The following is a 17359-nucleotide window of genomic DNA, read 5'->3' as shown; positions in this document are numbered from 1 at the left end:
ACGAAACCGTCACTCGACAAAACTGGCGCAGCGCCTATTTCAGGCACTCGTTTTCCAATCATCGTCGCGAGGTATCCATGACCGTCGTCACACCGAAATTCGGCATGGGCGCCTCTGTGCTGCGTCGCGAGGACCAGGCCTTCATCACGGGTCTCGGTCGCTATACGGACGACATCCAACTGGCCGGCCTCTTGCACGGCTACGTCCTGCGCTCGCCGGTGGCCAAGGCAAGCTTCACCGTCGGTTCGACCGAGGCGGCCAAGGCGGCATCTGGCGTCCATCTGGTGCTGACCGGTGCGGATCTTGCTCATCTCGGCAAGCTGAAATCCGGCGTCATGCAGAGGCAGCCGGACGGCACCAAGGCGCCGACCCGCGACATTCCGGTCCTTTGCCGCGACCGGGTCAATTATGTCGGCGACGCCGTCGCCTTCGTCGTCGCCGACAGCCGCGCGCTGGCGCAGGACGCGGCCGAACTGATCGAGGTCGATTATGAGGGCGAGGATGCCGCGTCCGGCACCGCCACGGCGCTTGACGAAGGCACGCCGCTGGTCTGGCCGGAACTCGGCTCCAACCGCGCCTTCAGCTACCACATCGGCGACAAGGCGAAGACCGCGGCGGCATTCGCCAGGGCGACGCATGTAACCCGCATCGAATTCATCAACAACCGGCTGGTCTGCAACTACATGGAGCCGCGTTCGGCGATCGGCGAGTGGAACACGCAGGAGAACCGCTTCGTGCTGACCACAGGCTCGCAGGGCGTGCATTCCATGCAGTACATCCTGGCCGACATATTCAAGATCAAGAAGAACCAGCTGCGCGTCATCACGCCGGATGTCGGCGGCGGCTTCGGGCCGAAAAGCTTCGTCTATCGCGAGCATCCGCTGGTGCTGGAGGCCGCCAGGCGCCTTGGCCGCCCGGTGAAATGGGCCGGCGACCGCACCGAGCATTTCCTCACCGATGCGCAAGGTCGCGACAATGTCGTGACCGCCGAGATGGCGATGGACAAGGACGGCCGCTTTCTCGGCATGAAGGTCGATCTCCTCGCCAATATCGGTGCCTATATCTCGCAATATGGCCCGTTCATCCCCTATATCGGCGTCACCATGTCGACCGGCGTCTATGACATCCAGGCGCTCGACGTTTCGGTGACCGGCCTCTACACCAACACTTGCCCGGTCGATGCCTACCGCGGCGCCGGCCGTCCGGAAGCGGCATTCCTGCTGGAAAAGCTCGTCGACGCCTGCGCCCACGACCTGGGCTTGCCAGTCGAAGAGATCCGCCGGCGCAATTTCATCAGGCCCGAGCAGTTCCCTTACCGCACGCAGACCGACCGCCTCTATGATACCGGCGAATTCGCAGGCCATATGGACCGCGCCATCGAACAAGCGGAGTGGCAGGCGTTTCCGGAGCGACTGGCGCAGTCGAAGGCGGAAGGCAAAATCCGCGGCATCGGCATGGCGACTTATATCGAGGCCTGTGCCTTTCCCGGCTCCGAACCGGCCTTTGTCGAATTGAACGGCGACGGCACGGTGACGCTGAAGATCGGCACCCAGACCAACGGGCAGGGGCATGCGACCGCCTATGCGCAGTTCCTCTCGGAAAAGCTTCATCTCGACATCGACAAGATTCATGTTCGCCAGGGCGACACCGACGAGCTGAAGGCCGGCGGCGGCACCGGCGGCTCGCGCTCCATTCCGCTTGGCGGTGTATCAGCTTCTCGCGCCGGCGAGGATCTGGCCATCAAGATCAGGCGCATCGCCGCCGATGAGCTGGAAGCCTCGGCCGACGACGTCGAATTGTTCAACGGCGTTGCCCGCATCGTCGGCACCGATCGCACGATCGATTTTTCGAGCATCGCCAAGGCCGCCAGGAACCCGGACGATCTCAAGGGCTTTGGCGAGTTCGTGCAGGACGAATGCACCTATCCGAACGGCACCCACATCTGCGAGGTCGAGATCGATCCCGACACCGGCGTGACGGAAATTGTCCGCTATACGATCGTCGACGATTTCGGCGTCACCGTGAACCCTGTCCTGCTGGCCGGCCAGGTGCATGGCGGCGTCGTCCAGGGCATCGGCCAGGCGCTGACCGAGAACACGGTCTATGACGAGGACGGGCAGCTGTTGACGGCAAGCTTCATGGACTATGCCATGCCGCGCGCCGACGATTTGCCGTTCTTCCATTTCGAGACCCGCAACGTGCCCTCGACCACCAATGCACTCGGCATCAAGGGGGCAGGCGAGGCGGGCACGATCGGAGCGACGCCGGCCGCGCTCAACGCGGTGACGGATGCGCTCTATCGCGCCTACGGCATCAGGCACATCGACATGCCGGCAACGCCGGCGCGCATCTGGGCGGCGATCCAGGAAGCAGCTGCCAAGTGAACCCGACGGACCATCCCGGCGGGCACAACACGCTGACCGGGATCATGCTCAAGATCGTCTCGGTGGCGGTCTTTGTCGCCATGTCGTCCTGCATCAAGGCGGCGGGCACGGTGCCGGCCGGCCAGATCGTCTTCTTCCGCTCGTTCTTTGCCATCTTTCCGATCGTCGTCTTCCTGGCCTTCCAGGGAAAGCTTGGCACCGCGTTTTCGACCAAGCGCCCGCTCAACCACATTGCGCGCGGCGTTGTCGGCGTCTGCGCCATGGGGCTCGGCTTCTTCGCGCTGATACGGCTGCCGCTGCCGGAAGCGATCGCGCTGAACTACGCACAGCCGCTGCTGGTGGTGGTGTTCAGTTCGATCTTCCTCGGCGAAGCGATCCGCGTCTATCGCTGGAGCGCGGTTGCGGTCGGACTGGTCGGGGTGCTGGTCATCTCATGGCCGGAACTGACGCTGCTGGGTTCGGGCGCAGCACTCGGCGATCAAGAGGTGCTCGGCGTCATCGCCGCACTGGTCGCGGCAGCGATCTCGGCCGTCGCCATGCTGCTGGTGCGCAACCTCGTCCGGAGCGAGCCGACGGCAACCATCGTGCTGTGGTTTTCGGTGACGGCGAGCCTCCTGGCGTTGCTGTCGCTGCCGTTCGGCTGGCAGGCGCTGACACCGGCGCAGGCGAGCCTGCTCATTGCTGCAGGCTTTTGCGGCGGGCTCGCTCAGATTCTGATGACCGCCGCCTATCGCCATGCCGAGGCCTCGGTCGTGGCGCCTTTCGAATACACGTCGATGCTGCTTGGCATCGTTGTCGGCTATCTCGCCTTCGGCGACGTCCCGACGGTTCATATGCTTATCGGCGGCGTGATCGTCGTTGCCGCGGGCATCTTCATCATCTGGCGCGAGCGGCAACTGGGCCTTGAACGTGCCCGCACCCGCCAGGCGACCCCGCCGCAAGGATGATCAGGACGGCTCGGCCCGCTCGTTCGCCAATCGCACCAGCACGGTCCTTGTCTGCTCATCGGCGGGGAAAAACGATTCGATCGCCAGTTCCGACAGCGTCACGTCGAGCGGCGTGCCGAACACGGTGATGGTGCTGATGAACGACAGCACGGCATCGCCATGCGCAAGCCGCAGCGGGTGCACGATCGCGTTCGGCTCGACCGGCACCGGCCGTGCGCCGTTCAGGCCGGACGGATAGGTCCGAAGCTCGCGCTCCAGTTCGACCAGAACCGGGTCGCCAGTGGCGTCGTTCTGGTGTTTCAGCCGGTCGAGAAGATGCGCGCGCCATTCGGCCAGGTTGACGATGCGCGGCGCGACGCCACCCGGGTGCAGGCTGAGCCGCAGCACGTTGACCGGCGGCTTCAGCAAGGAAGGCTCGGCGACGTTGGCGAGGAATGGGCCGATGGCAGCGTTTGCCGACACCAGGTTCCAGTGCCGGTCGACAGCCAGCGCCGGGAAGGGTTCGTGCCCCTTGAGCACGATCTCGACCGCCGCCATCGCCGGCGCCAGCGAGGCATCGGTGAGCGGACGCTCGCTGAAGCTGGGGGCAAAGCCCGCGGCCAGCAGGAGCTGGTTGCGCTGCCTCAACGGGATCGACAGCTGCTCGGCCAGATGCAGCACCATGTCGCGCGAGGGTGCCGCGCGGCCGCTTTCCACGAAACTCAGATGCCGCTGCGAGATTTCGGCTTCCATGGCGAGATCGAGCTGGCTCATGCGCCGGCGCGTGCGCCATTCGCGAATGAGGCTGCCGGCGGAAGTCTGGGTTACGGTCATGGGCGCATGACTAGGCCGGCCGCAGATGCATTTCAATTACCGGGGAGGTTATAGGTACAGCATCTACGTCGGAGATTTGCGAAAGCGGTGATGACAGCCGATCTCCCCCCTTGTGGGAGAGATGCCTGGCAAGGCAGAGGGGGGCGCTGTCCAGCCGACCTATCGGGATGCCACGAAAGTGGGCCATCCTTCGCGCCCCCCTCTGGCCTGCCGGCCATCTCCCCCACGAGGGGGGAGACTGGCTAATCTCGAACCCTCAACCCAGCGCCCGAAGCTTCGCCTTCACTTCAAGGAAATCCCGCCACGCCAGCTTCTTGTGCGCGGGGGTTCGCAAGAGATACGCCGGATGAAGCGTTGGCATGGCGGGGATGGCAATGCCGGCGGCGGTCGTGTGGACGCGCCAGTTGCCGCGCAGCCGCAGGATGCCCTCTGTGGTGTTGAGGAGGGTGCTTGCCGAGGGGCCGCCCAAATTGACCAGCACCTTCGGATTGACCAGCTCGATCTGCCGTTCGATGAACGGCCGGCAAATCTCGGTCTCGTGCGGCGTCGGCGTGCGGTTGCCCGGCGGCCGCCAGGGAATGACATTGGCGATGTAGGCCGAGGTCCGGTCGAGGCCGATCGCGGCCAGCATCCGGTCGAGCAGCCGGCCCGAGCGGCCGACGAACGGCAATCCCTCGATGTCCTCGTCGCGCCCGGGTGCCTCGCCGACCAGCATCACCGCGGCATTCGGATTGCCATCGGCGAACACCAGGTTCTTGGCGGTGAATTTGAGGTTGCAGCCTTCGAAAGCCGCCATGTGCTGGCGAAGCTCGTCCAGGGTCGCCGCCGTCGTCGCCAGGTGTCGCGCCAATGCCGCTTGCTGCTCGTCGGGCACTGTCGCAGTACCGGTCGGCGCGCGCGCCGCCGGTGCCGCAGCTTGCCTTTCGCCCATTCCGGCGCGTGACAGGCTTGTCGAGCGTGGCAGCGCTGCGTTCTCACCGGTTGGCGGCGTAACTGTCGCTGGCCCCCGCTCAGGCGGCTTTGGCGCAGCCTCGGCAAACCTGTTCAGCGGCTCCTCTTCGAGCGCTTCATCGACGCCGGCGCTGGCGTAGAAGGCCAGCAGGTCCGCAATATCAGATCGGTTGTCTCGGGAAACGGCAGTCATGCTTTCACATTCAGCCGCGCGGCAGGAATTTGCAACATCGTGATTGGCGCGATGCTTCATGATTTCGTCATCCAAGGTCTTCGCGATCGTCGCTTCGCTCCTGCTGCGCCCTGCAATGACGAAGTAGCTCAGCTCGACGGAATACGCGGATCCTGCACCAGATAGAACGTCCAGCGTGGTGTGTAGTCGGTGATCAGGTAATCGAATTTTGCTGTCTTCAACGGGTCGATCTTGCCGCTCTTGAACAGCAGCCGGTCATAGGGTTCGAAGTCGCGATCGAAATCGGCAAAGCTGCTCGACCAGATGTTGTCAGGCGTTTTGTTGCGCTGGTCGAACGACAGGCCGTCGCCGAATACGCTTGGCCGGTGGAGTATCTCCTGGAGCTCGAACTGGAACTCGACCCAGGCCTGGCCGCTGTTGTTGAGCACGTCGACGCGCATATACATGAGGCCGTTGGCAAATTGGCCCGCAGTGCCGAAGGGCTGGATCGGCTTTGTCGTGCGGATCGTCAGTGTCACTGGTGTCGCCGAATTCAGCTCTTCGGTGATGACAAGCGGGTCCTCCTTTGTCCCGATGCCCGAGGCGCTGGTGATGCGGAAGCCGCCCAGTTCGTCGGAAAAGGAGTAGGCTCCGGCCACCCAGACCCTTTGCGGCTCGGCGTGGGCGGCAACCGACGCCAGCGGCAAAAGGGCCAAAACGAGCGCCCGGCAAATCCGTCCGGGCGACGAAAAAAAGCGCGTCGATGAAAAGCCGGATGGCCCGTATGTGCGCATGGTGCGAAGTATGGCCGATAAGCAAGCCGTCGAACAATTAAAAAAAATCAGGGCAACGGCTCTCTTCGGACCCGGATCGATGTTGGTGGACCCGCAAATCGCGATTTTGTAGTACGATGCGCGGCCTTTTTGACGAAATCGGCATTGTCACGTCAGCGCCGGTTTCGCGTCGCGAATTGATGCGCTATGCAGCGGATAAGCCAGCAAGATGCGCAAATGCGGCAGCCAGTGAGGGGTTGATGAGCGAGATCGAACGCGAAAGCATGGAATTCGACGTGGTCATCGTCGGCGCCGGTCCGGCCGGCCTCGCTGCCGCTATCCGTCTCAAGCAGGTCAATCCCGAGCTTTCCGTTGTCGTCCTGGAAAAGGGCGGCGAAGTCGGCGCCCACATCCTGTCCGGCGCCGTCGTCGATCCGATCGGCATCGACCGGCTGCTGCCGGGCTGGCGTGACGAGGAGGGACATCCGTTCAAGACGCCGGTCACCGCAGACCATTTCCTGGTCCTCGGCCCCGCCGGTTCGTTCCGTCTGCCCAATATCCTGATGCCGCCGCTGATGAACAACCACGGCAACTACATCGTTTCGCTCGGCAATGTCTGCCGCTGGCTGGCGACCAAGGCCGAGGCGCTGGGCGTCGAGATCTATCCGGGCTTTGCCGCCGTGGACCTCATTTACAGTGGCGAGGACGCGGTCGCCGGCGTTGTCACCGGCGACATGGGCGTCGAGAAGGATGGCACGCATGGCCCGGGCTTCGCGCCGGGCATGGCGCTGATGGGCAAATATGTGCTGATCGGCGAGGGCGCGCGCGGCTCGCTGGCCAAGCAGTTGATCGCCAGATACCATCTTTCCGACGGCCGCGAGCCCGGCAAATACGGCATCGGTCTCAAGGAGCTCTGGCAGGTCAAGCCGGAGAACCATCGGCCGGGCCTTGTCCAGCACTCCTTCGGCTGGCCGCTCGACATGAAGACCGGCGGCGGCTCCTTCCTCTACCATCTGGAGGACAACCAGGTGGCGGTCGGCTTCGTCGTCCACCTCAACTACAAGAACCCCTATCTGTCTCCGTTCGACGAGTTCCAGCGCTTCAAGACCCACCCGGCGATCAGGGGCACATTCGAGGGCGGCAAGCGGCTCGGCTATGGCGCCCGTGCCATCACAGAGGGCGGCTGGCAGTCGGTGCCGAAACTGTCCTTCCCTGGCGGCGCGCTGATCGGTTGTGCTGCCGGCTTCGTCAACGTGCCGCGCATCAAGGGCTCGCACAATGCCGTGCTCTCCGGAATGCTGGCGGCCGAGCATGTCACCGAGGCGATCGGCGCCGGCCGCGCCAATGACGAACTGGCTTCCTACGAGGCGGCATGGCGGGCGACCGACATCGGCAAGGATTTGAAGAAGGTGCGCAACGTCAAGCCGTTGTGGTCGCGCTTCGGCACCGTCGTCGGCGTCGGCATCGGCGGCCTCGACATGTGGCTGAATTCGCTGTTCGGGTTCTCGCCTTTCGGCACGCTGAAGCACGGCAAGGCCGATTATGCGACGCTTGAACCGGCCGCCAGGCATAAGAAGATCGCCTATCCGAAGCCGGATGGCGTGCTCACCTTCGACCGCCTGTCCTCGGTGTTCCTGTCCAATACCAACCACGAGGAAAACGAGCCTGTCCACCTGCTGGTCGCGGATATGGACCTGCAGCAGCGCTCCGAACACGATGTCTATGCCGGGCCCTCGACACGCTACTGCCCGGCCGGCGTCTACGAATGGGTCGACAAGGATGGCAACGCCGCCGCCGATCCCGCGGCGAAGGACGTGCGCTTCGTCATCAACGCGCAGAACTGCGTCCACTGCAAGACCTGCGACATCAAGGACCCGAACCGAAACATTACCTGGGTGCCGCCACAAGGTGGTGAAGGCCCAGTCTACCAGAACATGTAGCCCAGCAAGCCAGATCTGCCCGGCAGCTGTCTCGACTGTTGACCAAAATGAAAGCGCGTGAAGGCCTATTATATGTGCGGCGTCTAAAAGAAGTTGAAGCGGGGCGGCGCCTGTGGTTCCATTCTTTCTGACCCGGGAGATGACCATGCGCCTGGCGGTTCTGACGTGCCTTGTGGCGATTGGCGGCTTGTGCGGCTTCGCACCGCCGGCATTGGCTGACACGAAGGTGCTGGTCAAGACCCAGACCTACGACATCACTGGAACCACGGGCGCCGCCCTGATCGAGGCCATGGACCGCAACGGTCCGAAGCGGCACGGCTTCATGACGCACGCCATCGCGCTGGCCGCCTATACCGTGGATTGGGACCTTGACGTCACAAGGGAGGGTGGTGTCTGCCGTCTGCGCCAAGCCAATGGCACGCTCGATCTCACCTACACCTTGCCGCGTTTGGCCTCAGCCGCGACACCGGCGCTGCAGAAGCGCTGGAAGCGGTTTTTCGCGGGCGTTCGTGCTCACGAGCATAACCATGGCCGCATCGCCAGGACAATGATGCGGGCGACCGAGAAATCGATCACTGGACTGGAGTTCGCCGACAACTTGTTTTGCAGCAAGACCCACCGCGAGGCGAGGCGCCGGATCAAGGCCGTCTATGCCGAATACGAGGCGAAACAGAACGCCTTCGACGCGCGCGAGCATCGCGACGGCGGCCATGTCGAGCACCTCATCAGGGCGCTGTTGCGCAAGCAGTAGCTCAGCCTCGGGTCCTGCCGTTCTGTCTCACCGATGCCGTCGCGGTTTCTTGTTCGTCGACCGGCTTCTTCTGTTCCTGCCTGAGCGAGAACTCCACCATCAGCGGAAGATGGTCGGAGCCGGTGTTTTCTAGCCTCGACACCGAATGGATGAGAACCGCGCCCTTGCTGAAAACAAGGTCGATCGGCAGTCCGGCGAAGCGCAGGAATTCCGGCAGCTTGATAGGGAGCCAGGTCGGCCCCGGCGAAGGCGCCACGGTCAGCTTGCCAAGACCTGCCACGCGCCGGACGGCGGCGCTCCACGGCACTGCATTGCAGTCGCATGCCATGATCGATGTCTCGCCGAGCGAGGCGAACTCCCCGGACAATCCGCCGATCTGCCGTGACTGGTTGCGCGGCCATGGCCAGGTGAGGTGCATGGCGGCGACGTCGACGTCGGTTCCGCCGAAATCGACCGTCGCGATGGCCATCGCACCGCGCCTGTCGCAGCGCGGTTGCGTTCCGGCGGCAAACGGCCGCCTGGACAGCAGCGCAACGCCGAACACGCCATTGGGGTAGGGGCAGATGATCCGGTAGGGATAGGCGCTGGCAATATAGCCAAGCTCGGTCGTCCACATCTCCGACACTTCATCGAGAGTGATCACGTCCGGATTGGTCCGGCCGATCAGCGACAGTACTTTCTTCGGTGTCGGATTGTTGAACCGCAAGTTCATCTGCAGCAGGCGGTAGACCATCTGGTCACCGGGGTAGACCGCCTGATCGCCGGCCTCGGCTTCGTAGGCTGCCTGGACCGGCCACAGGCGGGGCACCAGGACGTTCGAGGTGGTGGCAAAGGCAGCCACCGCAAAGAGCAGTGCTGTGGCCGCCTGCAGGCGAAACGAGGTCGCCAGCAGCGGCAGCGCGCAAAGCGCCATCAGCACGGCAAGATGAACGCGGAAATGAGCGAAGGAATCGAAGGCCGGATGCAGCGTTCCGAAAAACCCGGCCACCAGCGCGACCGAGAAGACGAGCATTGCGACGAATGCCATCGAAGCCATCATGTCTCGAACGGGTGCCATCTACTTTGCTTATCGGCAGAAATGCAGCCCAAAGCAAGATTACGAAATGCCCTGCCGCGCCGTTACCAAGGTCGCAGGCCGAGCGGTGCTACTGGAACGCCGTCTCCGAAAAGCTTCTGAGCTTGCGCGAATGCAACCGTTCCATTGGCATCTCGGCCAGCTTTTCCATCGCCCTGATGCCGATGGTCAAATGCTGTGCCACTTGCCGCTTGTAGAATTCGGTCGCCATGCCGGGCAGCTTCAATTCGCCATGCAGGGGCTTGTCGGAGACGCAAAGCAGCGTACCGTAGGGTACGCGGAAGCGGAAGCCATTGGCCGCGATCGTCGCCGACTCCATGTCGAGCGCGATCGCCCGTGATTGCGACAGCCGTTGAACCGGCCCACGCTGGTCGCGCAACTCCCAGTTGCGGTTGTCGATGGTAGCGACTGTGCCGGTGCGCATGATACGCTTGAGGTCATAGCCGGAAAGGCCGGTGACTTCGGCGACCGCCTCCTGCAGCGCCACCTGGATTTCGGCCAGCGGCGGGATCGGCACCCAGACCGGAAGATCGTCGTCCAGAACATGATCTTCCCGCACATAGGCATGCGCCAGCACATAGTCGCCCAGCGCCTGGGTGTTGCGCAGGCCGGCGCAATGGCCGAGCATCACCCAGGCATGCGGCCTGAGCACCGCTATGTGGTCGGTGATCGTCTTGGCGTTGGAGGGCCCGACGCCGATATTGACCATGGTGATGCCGCCATGGTTCGGCTTTTTCAGATGATAGGCCGGCATCTGCGGCAGGCGTGGCGGCGCCACGCCATGGCTGGGCGCGTTTTGTCCAGCCTTGGTGACGACGTTTCCCGGCTCGACGAATTCGACGTATCCGCCGCCGCCTTTCGCCATCAGATCGTGCGCACGGGCGACGAATTCGTCGATGTAGAACTGGTAGTTGGTGAACAGCACGAAATTCTGGAAATGCTGGGGACTGGTCGCCGTGTAGTGCGACATCCGGTGCAGCGAGTAGTCGATGCGTTGCGCTGTGAACGCCGCCAATGGCCTGGCTTCGCCTAACGCCACTTCGAACGTGCCGTTGGCGATCTGGTCGTCGGTGCCGTCGAGATCCGGCACGTCGAACAGGTCACGGATCGGCCGCCTGATGCGCTCGGCTGCCGCGCCGTCGACATGCGAGCCTTCCAGGAACGCGAAATGCAGCGGGATGGGCGTCGTCGATTCCGAAACTGTGACCGGAACGCCGTGATTGCGCATGATCAGGCGAAGCTGTTCGATGAGATAGCGTTCGAAAAGGGCGGGCTGGGTTATGGTGGTCGAGAAATGCCCGGGCGTCGGCATATGGCCGTAAGCCTGCCGCGAGTCGATCTGGGTGAACGAAGTCGTGGTGACGCCGACCTCCGGATAAAACGCCCGGTAGCGCTTGTTGTTGTCGCCGCCTGCGGCGAGCGCCGTAAACGAATCGCGCAGGAATTTGGTGTTGCGGTCGTAGAGGGCCTGCAAGGCCGCGACGGCCTTTGCTGCATCATTGAAGATCTGCCGGCCAAACGGCTCCGGCATCACGACTGAGTCTATGGCTTGGGGGTAGATTCGCTTTTCCATGACCCAATATAGAGGCTTGGCCATGCGGTTGGGAGGGGGCCGAAGGGTCGTTTTTTATTTTGCATGGTTTTGATGAAGGCCGATTGGCCTAGCCGCGCCGCAGGCTGACCAACAGCACAAAGCCGACGCCGGTCTTCCTCAGCGCCGGCGCTTCGATCATCGACCCGACATCGGCGCGCATCGTGGGCACGGCCAGAACCGGCGCTGCAAGAACCATCAGGATGAGCGTCGCCCGCGGCACAAGCCGAAGGGTCTTGAGGGCGTTGGCGACGATGTGGTCCATGGCTTGTTGCTTCTCTCTGGGGGTTTTTGTCGGCGTCAATGGCGAAGGTGGCTCGGGCAACCGAACCGGCAGGAATTGGCCTGGTCCCAGTTGCGGGCCGAGCGCCCCTCGGCAACCAGGATGGCGAACGACATGCCGAACAGGCTCATCAGCAGGCAGACGATGGTGAAGCGGCGGGCGAACATGGCGTGGTGTCTCCTTCGACACGCATGAGAATGCCCTGATGCAACTGAACCGGTTCTGATGCCGGCGTTCATCTGCGGTTCAAATTTGGACTGTTAGGGCGCGGAAGGCGCAGCCTGCGCGATCGATCGGAGTTCGCAAACACAGAGGCGCGAACAAAAACGGGGCCTTAGCGGCCCCGTTTTCATTGTGGTGCAGTCGAAACGATCAGAGCTTGTGCCAGGTCTGGCTCCGGCAGATCAGCCCGCCGAGCACGCAGCCGCTCATCTTGAGCGAAGCGCCTGAGACCGAGGCCTTGCCGGAATAGGTCTTGTCGGTCTCCGGGTCGGTTATCGTCCCCGTATATTTGTTGGCGCCGGACACCTTGAACGAACCGAGGCGCTTGCCGGCAAACTTGCCAGATTTGAGCGTGATGGAAAATGCGTCGCCACCGCCCGTGATGGCGGCAGTCGAACCGGCTTGCGTTTTCCAGTTGCCTTCGATCGGGTCGGCCCAAGCCGTGCCGGCCATGATCAATGTGGCCGCGAGGGCCATGCTGATTTTGCGAAACATGTTTCTCCTCCCTGTGGGCATCCGGCCGGGCGTTGTTGCGCCCCCGCCGGTCTGCCTCTTACGCAAACGTAAGCTAATCCACCTCCCGACGAAACAAAAGCGGTGCCGCTGCGGAAGACTTCAGGATTTTTCCAGCCGCCCGAAGCGGTCTGGTCGGCGAGAAAAGAAATGCCGGGCATGCTGGCTTTGTCTTCCGTGGTTAGCGGAGTCTTGCTTTGCGCCTCGCAAATTTTCATCAATTTTGGCGCAAACCGGCGCAATTGCTGGCTTTGCATCGTTAATGAATTTCGGCGTTTACCTCTTGTTTTAGCTTTGTTTTCCTCAAATTAAGCACGCCGTTTAACGACGGATTCAAGCCTTCGGTTCATTCTCGAAAGCATCGAAAGAGCAGCCGCCCCAAGGGTTTCCAAGGGACAGAACGAGGCAGCTCTCGGGAGCCTGACAGGGGCTAGAACAGGGGATTGAAATGGCACGTTTTGAAATGCCTGAAGCCGGCTTCGGCGCCATGGGGGCAACTGCCCAAGCCGACATTCTTTTCGAACTGGGCATGATGTATGCGATCGGCCGCGATTGCGAGACCGATGTCGTCGCCGCCCACAAATGGTTCAACATCGCTGCGATCAAGGGCTCGGTCCGGGCCGCGGAACTGCGCTCGGAACTGTCGGCCGCCATGTCGAAGGTCGAGATCGCCAGGGCGCTGCGCGAAGCCCGCGAATGGATGACGATGCACTAAGTCTAGGCCTGAGCTCATCAGGCCCGGAGTTCATCAGACACTGAGATCACCGACAGGGATGCTTCAAGGCCGCGCGAAGACGGCCGGACCGGCAAGAACAAGGCCGCGGGAAGACGGCCGGACCAACAAATGACAAGAACGTGGCAGGCCGGATAACGCCCAGCTGCGCGACGACAGGGAAGGCGAGCGGTTTCGGGGCGCGCGTGGGAGCGTTCGGGATTGTTCGATCGACAAAGCCGCGACCGGCCGGAACAAGGCAGGCGCGGCTTTTCGCGTTTTCGGACCATGATCCCAAAAAGTGGAAGCCGGTTTTTACAAAAAGATCATGGTCAACAGAAAGGCGGCAGGCCCAATCGAGTGCTGCCGATGCGCCAAGACAGGCTTGGCGAAGGGTGAAATTCTCCCACCTATTCTGGAAGAGGCGCGGCCGGAGCGGCCGCGCGCGAGCGGAGGAGTTGTATCGCCATGAAAAAGTTGGGTATTTTGAGCGCGGCCATTGTCGGCCTGGTGATGAGTGCGCCGGTTGCCTTCGCCGAAGACATCACCTTTTCGGTGGTCGGACCGATGACCGGACAGCTTGCCACCATCGGCGACCAGTTCAAGCAGGGCGCGCAAGCCGCGGCCGACGCGATCAACGCCGCCGGCGGCGTCGACGGCCGCCAGATCAAGCTCGACGTCCAGGATGACCAGTGCGATCCGAAGCAGGCGGTTTCGGTCGCCAACCGCATCGTCGCCAACGGCGTCAAGTTCATCGATGGCCATGCCTGCTCGGGCTCGAGCATCCCGGCCTCGGCCGTCTATGCCGAAGCCGGTGCGATGATGATGAGTCCGGCTTCGTCGAACCCGGAGCTGACGGACGCGGCGGCGAAATCCGGCTGGCCGACGATCATGCGCCTTTATACGCGCGACGATGCGCAGGGCGCCTTCATCGGTCCATGGATCGCCAAGAAATACGCCGGCAAGAAGGTCGTCATCATGCATGACAAGAGCGCCTATGGGCAGGGCGTGGCCGATGCCGTCAAGGCGACGATGAACCAGAACGGCCTCAACGAGATCCTCTACGAGGGCATCAACGCCGGCGAAAAGGACTATTCGGCGCTTGTCACCAAGCTCAAGGAGCTGAAGGCTGATGTGGTCTATTTCGGCGGCTACCACCCAGAGGCCGGCCTCATCCTGCGCCAGTCGGCGGAACAGGACTTCAAGTTCCAGCTGATCATGCCGGACTCGATTGCCACGCCGGAATTCTGGCAGGTTGCCGGCCCGGCCGGCGAAGGCACCATGTTCGTCTTCCCGTCGGATCCGCAGGCGAAGCCCGAAGCCAAGCAGGCCATCGAAAAGATCAAGGCGGGCGGCTTCGTGCCCGAGGGCTTTACGCTGTTCTCCTATGCCGTGATCCAGGCCTTTGCCGAGGGCATCAAGCGCGCCGGCAGCGACGACCCTGCCAAGGTTGCCGAAGCGCTGAAGAACGGTGAGTCGATCAGCACCGTCGTCGGCCCTGTCACTTTCGATGAAAAGGGCGACCTCAAGAACGTCAGCTACGACATCAACCAGTGGCACGACGGCAAATACGCGCCGATCCAGCCTTGATCGCCGTTTGCATGTCGCGCAAAAGTGCGCAGCGGTTTTGCGAAAACGACATGCACAAAAACAAGAATTAAAGCGCGTCGCGTGCGACGCGCTTTAGCGCCTGGCGACAATCGGAGATGGCCGGGGCAGATCCGGCCATTTTCATATGGTGATGCGTTTGTGGCGCGCGTCTTCCGTCGTCGCCTCTCCTTGGATGAACAGCGTCAGCCGTGGGCTTCCTCGGCAAAACGGACCAGCACCGTTCCATCGGTGACCTGCGCGCCCTCTGTTGCGATCTCGGCGATCGTCCCGTCATGCGTGGCGGAAATCGTGTGCTCCATCTTCATCGCTTCCAGGATCAACAGCGGCTGGCCCTTGATGACGGCTTCGCCTTTTGCCGCGCGCACCAGCTTGACCAGCCCCGGCATCGGCGCGCGCAGGCTGTCGGCACCGGCGGCGATTTCGTCGGCCCTTGCCAACGGGTCTGGCACCGCGAAGCTGTAGCCGACGGCGCCTGAAAAGACAGTGACATGGCCTGGCCAGCGGGCGAGGCGAGGGGCAGCGCGAAGATCAAGCGCGCTGTCATAAGGTGCGTCCAGTGCCACCTGGCAGCGCCCGTCCGGCCGCATCGATACAAGCGCCAGGATATCGTCCTCGCCGTAGCGAAGCCGCGTGCGCCGCGCCATCGCGTGGAAATGCGCATAGCCGGCAAGCGACGACCACGGGTCGCGGGTCGGCGCCTGAGCCCCGGCGCCGGACGCCGCAAGTGCGGCCGCGGCGACGATCTCGCTGCTCGGCGGCGGCACTGCGGTCAGCGCTTGCTGGTGCCTGCCGATCAGCCCGGTGTCGACGTCACCTGCCGAAAAATCCGCGTCAGCGGCGAGAGCCGCGAGAAAGGCGGTGTTGACGGTCGAGCCGGCAATCTCGGTTTGCGAAAGGGAAATGCCCAGTGCCTCGAGCGCCGCCTGCCTGTTCTTGCCGTGGACGACGAGCTTGGCGATCATCGGGTCGTAGAACGGCGAGATGGCATCGCCGGTCCGCACGCCGGTCTCGATCCGCATGCTGGCGCCCTCCGGCACTGTATCCGGAAATTTCAGGTGATGCAGCGTGCCCGTCGCCGGCAAAAAGCCCTTTGCCGCGTCCTCGGCATAGATGCGCGCCTCGAAGGCGTGTCCGGAGAGCGCAATCTCGCTCTGCGCCTTCGGCAGCTTTTCGCCCGACGCCACCCGCAACTGCCACTCGACCAGGTCGGTGCCGGTGACCATTTCGGTGACGGGGTGCTCGACCTGCAGACGGGTGTTCATTTCCATGAACCAGAAGCGGTCGGCCTTCAGCCCTTGCGAGGCGTCGACGATGAACTCGATCGTGCCGGCGCCGGAATAGTCGATTGCCTTGGCGGCCTTCACCGCCGCCTCCGTCATCGCCTTGCGCAATGCCGGCGTCATCCCGGGGGCGGGGGCCTCCTCGATCACCTTCTGGTGGCGCCGCTGCGCCGAGCAGTCGCGCTCGTAGAGATGCACGACATTGCCGAAGCTATCGCCGAAAACCTGAACCTCGATGTGGCGCGGCTTGTCGACATATTTCTCGACCAGCACGCGGTCGTCGCCGAAAGCGGCCTTGGCCTCGCGCCGCGCACCCGACAGCGCCTCGGAAAAGTCGTCGGGATGTTCGACGCGCCGCATGCCCTTGCCGCCGCCGCCGGCGCGCGCCTTGATCAGCACGGGATAGCCGATCTCGCGTGCCTTGGAGGCGAGCAGCACGATCTCCTGCGCCTCGCCGTGATAGCCCGGCACAACCGGCACGCCGGCCTTCTCCATCAGCCGCTTGGCCGCGTCCTTCAGCCCCATGGCGCGGATCGAGGCGGCCGACGGGCCGATGAAGACAAGCCCGGCGGCTGTCACCTGATCGACGAAATCAGGGTTTTCCGACAGAAAACCGTAGCCGGGATGGATGGCTTCGGCGCCGGTGGCCAAAGCCGCCGCGACGATCTTGTCGCCGCGCAGATAACTTTCGCCGACCGGCGAGGGTCCGATATGCACCGCCTCGTCGGCCATCCCGACATGCAAGGCACCGGCGTCGGCGTCGGAATAGACAGCGACCGTGCGCACGCCCATCCTGCGCGCGGTGCGGATCACCCGGCAAGCGATCTCGCCGCGGTTGGCGATCAGGATTTTCGCGAACATGGGACCTCCAAAGCCAGAGCTTGCCGCCAACGGCGCGAATGCTCCTTCACGCGAGCTGTGGCAACACCCTGCTTTGCAGTCCGGCCATTGTCAAAAGGATCGGTAAGCCAGCCTGCCTACTCGGAGGCGGCGATCTCGCAAGCTCCTCCGGTCGTGACCTATTTGGACGCGGCGATCCCGCAGCCGCCGGCCGCGGTCTTGACCTTCCATCTCGTCAAGCCGGCCTGGCAATTGCGCAACGCACTCTCTTCCGCGGCCTGTTGCGAGGGTGCATTGAGTTTGGAGCCGCAGATGATGTAGAGGTCGGTCACGCGCGATTGGAACGTCGTCGCATAGGCCGAATGGCCGCTCGCCGCGACATAGGCCTTGTAGGCCTTCGGGCAGTCTCCGGTCGAACCTGCCGGAAAATGGACGGCGAAACGTCTGTCGCCCTTGCTTCCCGCCATCGATTCCGCCGCTCCGATGCCGGGTGCCGCTAAT

At 63.2% G+C, this 17359-nt stretch carries 16 protein-coding genes; 6 read left to right on the top strand and 10 right to left on the bottom strand.

Annotated features, from left to right (window positions below; all coding sequences use genetic code 11):
• The first annotated feature begins 77 nt into the window (after nt 1-77).
• Together AC0L15_RS06675 and AC0L15_RS06670 are read left to right on the top strand one after the other, a co-directional pair.
• On the top strand, nt 78-2384 hold the full coding sequence (locus AC0L15_RS06675) for a xanthine dehydrogenase family protein molybdopterin-binding subunit (protein WP_287239294.1): 2307 nt from the start codon (nt 78-80) through the stop codon (nt 2382-2384).
• 44 nt (nt 2385-2428) lie between these two features.
• Nucleotides 2429-3331: a DMT family transporter gene (locus AC0L15_RS06670; RefSeq protein ID WP_473496076.1), complete on the top strand. Its 903-nt coding sequence runs from the start codon at nt 2429-2431 to the stop codon at nt 3329-3331.
• Here the strand turns inward: AC0L15_RS06670 and AC0L15_RS06665 are convergent, their stop codons facing one another.
• The 3 genes from AC0L15_RS06665 to AC0L15_RS06655 form a co-directional block, all read right to left on the bottom strand.
• The gene (locus AC0L15_RS06665) at nt 3332-4144 is read right to left on the bottom strand and encodes a helix-turn-helix domain-containing protein (RefSeq protein ID WP_287140480.1); all 813 of its coding nucleotides are present in this window, start codon (nt 4142-4144) and stop codon (nt 3332-3334) included.
• A gap of 256 nt (nt 4145-4400) precedes the next feature.
• Complete coding sequence (locus AC0L15_RS06660) at nt 4401-5288, bottom strand: uracil-DNA glycosylase (RefSeq protein ID WP_473496036.1); 888 nt, start codon at nt 5286-5288, stop codon at nt 4401-4403.
• 128 nt (nt 5289-5416) lie between these two features.
• On the bottom strand, nt 5417-6061 hold the full coding sequence (locus tag AC0L15_RS06655) for a hypothetical protein (RefSeq protein ID WP_128184623.1): 645 nt from the start codon (nt 6059-6061) through the stop codon (nt 5417-5419).
• Nucleotides 6062-6300: 239 nt separating this feature from the next.
• Between AC0L15_RS06655 and AC0L15_RS06650 the strand changes: the two genes are divergently transcribed.
• Both AC0L15_RS06650 and AC0L15_RS06645 read left to right on the top strand, forming a co-directional pair.
• Nucleotides 6301-7980 carry an electron transfer flavoprotein-ubiquinone oxidoreductase gene (locus AC0L15_RS06650; RefSeq protein ID WP_287244253.1) on the top strand — a complete coding sequence of 560 codons (1680 nt, stop codon included), beginning with the start codon at nt 6301-6303 and terminating at the stop codon, nt 7978-7980.
• Nucleotides 7981-8125: 145 nt separating this feature from the next.
• Nucleotides 8126-8731 carry a DUF922 domain-containing protein gene (locus AC0L15_RS06645; protein WP_287244252.1) on the top strand — a complete coding sequence of 202 codons (606 nt, stop codon included), beginning with the start codon at nt 8126-8128 and terminating at the stop codon, nt 8729-8731.
• Nucleotide 8732: 1 nt separating this feature from the next.
• Here the strand turns inward: AC0L15_RS06645 and AC0L15_RS06640 are convergent, their stop codons facing one another.
• The 5 genes from AC0L15_RS06640 to AC0L15_RS06620 form a co-directional block, all read right to left on the bottom strand.
• Nucleotides 8733-9758, bottom strand: a complete 1026-nt coding sequence (locus AC0L15_RS06640) for an endonuclease/exonuclease/phosphatase family protein (RefSeq protein WP_287239287.1) — start codon at nt 9756-9758, stop codon at nt 8733-8735.
• 118 nt (nt 9759-9876) lie between these two features.
• Complete coding sequence (locus tag AC0L15_RS06635) at nt 9877-11337, bottom strand: AMP nucleosidase (protein ID WP_245277730.1); 1461 nt, start codon at nt 11335-11337, stop codon at nt 9877-9879.
• Nucleotides 11338-11467: 130 nt separating this feature from the next.
• The gene (locus AC0L15_RS06630) at nt 11468-11662 is read right to left on the bottom strand and encodes a hypothetical protein (RefSeq protein ID WP_287244250.1); all 195 of its coding nucleotides are present in this window, start codon (nt 11660-11662) and stop codon (nt 11468-11470) included.
• Between the two features lie 35 nt (nt 11663-11697).
• The gene (locus tag AC0L15_RS06625) at nt 11698-11847 is read right to left on the bottom strand and encodes a hypothetical protein (protein ID WP_167366303.1); all 150 of its coding nucleotides are present in this window, start codon (nt 11845-11847) and stop codon (nt 11698-11700) included.
• Between the two features lie 205 nt (nt 11848-12052).
• Nucleotides 12053-12397, bottom strand: a complete 345-nt coding sequence (locus AC0L15_RS06620; protein ID WP_287244248.1) for a DUF2147 domain-containing protein — start codon at nt 12395-12397, stop codon at nt 12053-12055.
• Between the two features lie 466 nt (nt 12398-12863).
• Between AC0L15_RS06620 and AC0L15_RS06615 the strand changes: the two genes are divergently transcribed.
• A complete protein-coding gene (locus tag AC0L15_RS06615; RefSeq protein WP_287244246.1) occupies nt 12864-13130 on the top strand; it encodes a sel1 repeat family protein in 267 nt (88 codons plus the stop codon).
• Between the two features lie 465 nt (nt 13131-13595).
• Complete coding sequence (locus AC0L15_RS06610; RefSeq protein WP_473496035.1) at nt 13596-14717, top strand: branched-chain amino acid ABC transporter substrate-binding protein; 1122 nt, start codon at nt 13596-13598, stop codon at nt 14715-14717.
• Nucleotides 14718-14920: 203 nt separating this feature from the next.
• On the opposite strand, the gene AC0L15_RS06605 is transcribed toward AC0L15_RS06610, so the two are convergent.
• On the bottom strand, nt 14921-16879 hold the full coding sequence (locus AC0L15_RS06605; protein WP_287244242.1) for an acetyl/propionyl/methylcrotonyl-CoA carboxylase subunit alpha: 1959 nt from the start codon (nt 16877-16879) through the stop codon (nt 14921-14923).
• A gap of 158 nt (nt 16880-17037) precedes the next feature.
• A complete protein-coding gene (locus AC0L15_RS06600) occupies nt 17038-17325 on the bottom strand; it encodes a hypothetical protein (RefSeq protein ID WP_353812978.1) in 288 nt (95 codons plus the stop codon).
• Between the last annotated feature and the right edge of the window lie 34 nt (nt 17326-17359).

It is taken from the genome of Mesorhizobium sp. WSM4846 (assembly GCF_055811415.1).
This window is presented reverse-complemented; position numbering and strand designations above follow the sequence as displayed.